Source organism: Dolichospermum sp. LEGE 00246 (genome assembly GCF_015207865.1).
GTDB classification, from domain to species: Bacteria; Cyanobacteriota; Cyanobacteriia; order Cyanobacteriales; family Nostocaceae; genus Dolichospermum; species Dolichospermum heterosporum.
Genome location: NZ_JADEWA010000556.1, coordinates 1 through 3,135 on the forward strand (window position 1 = coordinate 1; position 3,135 = coordinate 3,135).

Annotated in this window: 4 protein-coding genes; all 4 read left to right on the forward strand. The window is 38.5% G+C overall.

Annotated elements, in window-relative coordinates; translation table 11 throughout:
- Positions 1-470: 470 nt before the first annotated feature.
- The 4 genes from IQ228_RS23885 (at position 471) to IQ228_RS23900 (ending at position 3,070) form a co-directional block, all read left to right on the forward strand.
- Positions 471-710 (forward strand): AbrB/MazE/SpoVT family DNA-binding domain-containing protein, encoded by a 240-nt coding sequence (locus IQ228_RS23885; RefSeq protein ID WP_027402546.1) that lies wholly within the window; start codon positions 471-473, stop codon positions 708-710.
- Positions 704-1,039, forward strand: a complete 336-nt coding sequence (locus IQ228_RS23890) for a type II toxin-antitoxin system PemK/MazF family toxin (protein ID WP_039201266.1) — start codon at positions 704-706, stop codon at positions 1,037-1,039. Before IQ228_RS23885 ends, IQ228_RS23890 begins: the two co-directional genes overlap by 7 nt.
- A 696-nt stretch (positions 1,040-1,735) precedes the next feature.
- Positions 1,736-2,629: a DUF2887 domain-containing protein gene (locus tag IQ228_RS23895; RefSeq protein WP_193964680.1), complete on the forward strand. Its 894-nt coding sequence runs from the start codon at positions 1,736-1,738 to the stop codon at positions 2,627-2,629.
- A 213-nt stretch (positions 2,630-2,842) separates the two neighbouring features.
- Positions 2,843-3,070, forward strand: a complete 228-nt coding sequence (locus IQ228_RS23900; protein WP_152608969.1) for a hypothetical protein — start codon at positions 2,843-2,845, stop codon at positions 3,068-3,070.
- The last annotated feature ends 65 nt before the right edge of the window (positions 3,071-3,135 follow it).

A 3,135-nucleotide genomic window follows, 5' to 3' on the forward strand; every position in this document is an offset into this window, starting at 1 on the left:
TAAGAGACAGAAGAAAATCAGATCCCCGACTTCTCTAAGAAGTCGGGGATCTGAAAGATATTGAAGGCGATCGCTAATTTATGAAATCTCAAATTGGTCGTTGTTTATGATAAAATAAGCAATTCAGGGAAAAAATGAGCGAAAATTGTCGAGCGAACTGCTTGCAGCAGCGTTTCGCTATCGCCATTTAAAGAATATACTTTAAAAATGCAAGCAATAAGATATATAAAACTATACCAACAGGTCAGGCGATCGCTCCCCTCGGATTAGACATCGCAACTGAGTATACAATGTGATTATAGCTTCTAAATCAACCAGTACAGGCGAACTGCTTGCAGCAGCGCTTCGCTATCGCTCAAAGACTTAAAAACCATCCCTGAATATTCATTTAGTCTATCAAATACCTTTTTGTCGTCTAGGGTGGCGGTAATTGAGATATACTTTGTTTATCTCTAAAGCGATCGCTAATTATGAAATCTCAAATTGGTCGTTGGGGAAATTCTTTAGCCTTGAGAATCCCCAAGTATATTGCAGATGAATTGGCTTTATCAATCAATGATGAAGTTGACTGCCGTATTGAGCAAGGGCAACTCATGGTAAGACCAGTTCAAAAATTTCCCAAATACACCCTTTCACAACTCCTTAGCCAAGATTTAGAGCCAGAAGCGGAGATTGACTGGGGTAAACCAACAGGTAATGAAGAATGGTAGATTACGTCCCCCGTTATGGGGATCTTGTCTGGCTAAACTTTGATCCCCAATCAGGTCACGAGCAAATGGGGCAACGTCCCGCACTAGTGTTAAGTCATACAGAGTTTAACCAGCAACGAGGTTTTATTTTTGTTTGTCCTATCAGTAATACTAAGCGTAAAAATCCTTTCTACGTTGAGATTCCAGATGATCAACCTATTAAAGGCGTAGTGATGTGCGATCAGCTGCGTTCATTGGATTATCGCTCAAGAAAGGCAAAACTGATCTGTATTTGCCCTGAATGGTTATTAGCAGAAGTGCTTGGTCGCATTCATCCTATTCTTTTTTAGGATCTGAAACTGTTGATCTTGAAAGCGATCGCTCTTCTTTATGAAATCTCAAATTAGTCCTTGGGAATTGTAACGTTATTTTAAGATGAACAATTAAGGGGAAAAATGAGCGAAAATAAATTATCGAGCGAACTGCTTGCAGCAGCGTTTCGCTATCGCCCTTAAAGAATATACTTTAGAAATGCAAGCAAAAAGATATAGCAGTATGCACTTGCATGAGATACATCATAGCCCCCTCATCGCACCCCCCTAAATCCCCCCGCAGCGGGGGGAAGAAAAGGATAAGCTTTTGATACTGGAGGGGGTTGGGGGTGGGGTTCTTGTATCTCACCCAATCGAGAACCGCTATATATAGAACTATACCAACAGGTCAGGCGATCGCTTCCCTTGGAGTAGGCATCGCAACTGGGTATACAATGTGATTATAGCCTCTAATTCAACCAGTACAGGCGATCGCTAATTGATGAAATCTCAAATTAGTCCTTGGGGAAATTCTTTAACCTTCACTCTATAAATAAAATAAGAACATAAGATCCCCGACTTCTTAGAGAAGTCGGGGATCTGAAAGATATTGAAGGTGATAGCGAAGCGCTGCTGCAAGCAGTTCGCTTGGTTAAATGAAACTATTATACTCAAAACGGCTAGAAGCTGGACTTTTTTATCATACAAAGAACAAGGTTCAAATTAGTTATATAAATGAAAACAGATAAATTATTTTACAGAATTTTCTTAAATCAACCAGATTTAATAGCAGAATTAATTCCTGGTATTCCTAGTGATTGTGAATTTGAGTATAGCGCACCTGTACTCAAAGAAAAAGAAACTAGGTTAGATGGGTTATTAACACCGATTAGTAATAATTCTGATGTACCGCTAATATTTCTCGCAGCACAAATGCAGCGAGATATAAAATTTTATAATCGCTATTTTCGGGGAATATTTAGCTATATTGACCAATATGAAATTAGCGAAAATTGGCGCGGATTACTAATTTTACTGAATAAACGTTTGGAATTAGGTTCAGAACTTCCACACAGAAACTTACTTAATAGTCAAGTAGAAAGGTTATATCTAGAAGATTTATTACATCAAGATGATTTAAGTCCTAATTTAGCTCTACTAAGATTAATAGTAACGCCTAAAGACCAAGCAGGATTAGCAGCTAGGCAAATTTTAAACAGTGTCAGCACAGAGGCAGAATTTCAGCTAAAATTAGATTTAGTAGAGTCCATACTAGTCAACAAATTTACACAACTAACCCTAGAGGAGATTCAAAAAATGCTTAATCTCAAAGAGGCTGATATTACTCAAACCCGGTTTTATCAAGAGGTGTTAGAAATTGGTGAGAAAAAAGGTTTACAACAAGGTTTACAACAAGGTGTGCAACAAGGTTTACAACAAGGTGTGCAGCAAGGAGAAGCAAATCTAACTATACGCCAGTTAAAACGCCGTTGTGGTAATTTAACTGCTATTCAAGAGCAAAAGGTGCGATCGCTCTCCATTTCTCAACTAGAATCATTAGGAGAGGCATTATTAGATTTTCAAAATATGTCAGATTTGGAAAATTGGTTACAAGATAATCGCCGTTGATCTTGAAAGCGATCGCTAATTGATGAAATCTCAAATTAGTCCTTGGGGAAATTCTTTAACCTTCACTCTATAAATAAAATAAGAACATCAGATCCCCGACTTCTTTAAGAAGTCGGGGATCTGAAACTGTTGATCTTGAAAGTGATCGCTAATTGATGAAATCTCAAATTGGTCGTTGTTTATGATAAAATAAGCAATTCAGGGGAAAAATGAGTGAAAATTGTCGAGCGAACTGCTTGCAGCAGCGTTTCGCTATCGCCCTTAAAGAATATACTTGAGAAATGCCAGCAAAATGTAACTATTGAGGGTTTGAGTTTAGCAATACAAGACTTAATTGGCGATCGCCCCCATCGGGAAACCATGAGTAAAAAAGGACAGCAGTTAGTAGATGGCAATGGTGCAAAGCGCGTTGTCTCAGCGATGGTCAGTATGTTAGCTTAGTGAGTCAAACTAGCGATCGCAAAACATATATGTTCTTGCTTTACCCCACCCAGAGCATCAAATAA